Consider the following 1,200-nt stretch of genomic DNA (forward strand, 5'->3'; position numbering starts at 1 on the left):
TGCACGAGTTGCATGACCCTGGTGGCGACGATCAACGCGGCGGCGGCCAGGCGCTCGAGCGCATCGCCATCGGCGATCAAGCTTTCCTCCAGATCGATGGCCTGCGACTTCATGGTTCTAAACAACTGCTCGACGCTCCAGCGCGAGCGATAGAGATCGACAATGCGGCAGGCATCGGCGCATGTTTCGACGGTATGGGTGGTCAACAGCCGCCAGATCACCGCTTCCTTCGGCGAAGGTGGCTCGATCTCGCGCACTTCCACCATGTTGAGCGTGCGTTCGCGGGGATCGCGGCGATCGGCACCAAGACGCGGCTGGCGCAAACTCACCGCGGCGAAGCGAACGGCCAGCTCGACGGTGCGTCCCGGCCGGCCGGGACGTGCCTGCAGCTCGAAGGCGATGCGGCCGGCTTCCGGCGTCTTGGCGATCGCGCTGAACAGGCGGCCCTGCTCGCCCAAGGCCCGATCTCGCACGGCGCGGATGAGCACATGGGTGCGCTCGTCGGGCAGCCTTGCAAACACTTCGTAGATGTCGGCCTCGCGGTCCCCGATCACGGTGGCCAACGGCGTGTCGGTCAGCGCCTGGCGCGCCGCCTTGGCCGCGGCAATCCATTTGTAGCTTTCCTTGTCTTCGATCGGCAGTGCCTGGTAGTCATCCGCCTTCTTTCCCTCGCGCCGCCAGATCGTGGCGGCTGCAAGGCCAAGAACCGAGCCGTCCGCGGCATCCACGGCCAGCGCCGGATGCACGAACAGCCCGACATCCTTGCCATTGCCGACGCGACCGAGGCCCCGCTTGCGCAAGCTCTTGGCCGCATAGTTGATCTCGCTGCTATCCTCGATGAGCAAAACATGGCGGCCGGCCGCTGCTTCGGCCGTTCGGGCTGCCGCCGTGCGGATAATCTCTTGCTTGCTCACGTGGCGATTGCGAAACAGGCGCGTGAACGCAACCTTTTCTGCGCGCGTGTCGGCCACCCGGCGCATCCCCGCGCTGACGCGCGCAAGCATGCGCTCCAGAACCATGCTCCCCTTTTTTGCAGGCGCAGGTCGCCGAAGTATCCAAGCAGCAAAGCCATCGTCGAAACCTCCAGAATCAACAATGGCCGCTACAGAATCACACGTGATTCCAGCCCTTCAAGCCCCTTTCGCAGCCCCACCTTCCGCTTGACATCCCACAGACGCAAATGTGTGCGCACGCTAGCCC

The 1,200-nt window shown here is 64.5% G+C and carries 1 protein-coding gene; it reads right to left on the minus strand.

Going from position 1 to position 1,200, the window contains the following annotated elements:
- A partial coding sequence (locus RFN28_RS34560; protein ID WP_320291592.1) for an IS4 family transposase occupies nucleotides 1–1,019 on the minus strand: 1,019 nt, incomplete at its 3' end.
- Between the last annotated feature and the right edge of the window lie 181 nt (nucleotides 1,020–1,200).

Source organism: Mesorhizobium album (assembly GCF_033977205.1).
Lineage (GTDB): Bacteria > Pseudomonadota > Alphaproteobacteria > Rhizobiales > Rhizobiaceae > Mesorhizobium > Mesorhizobium album.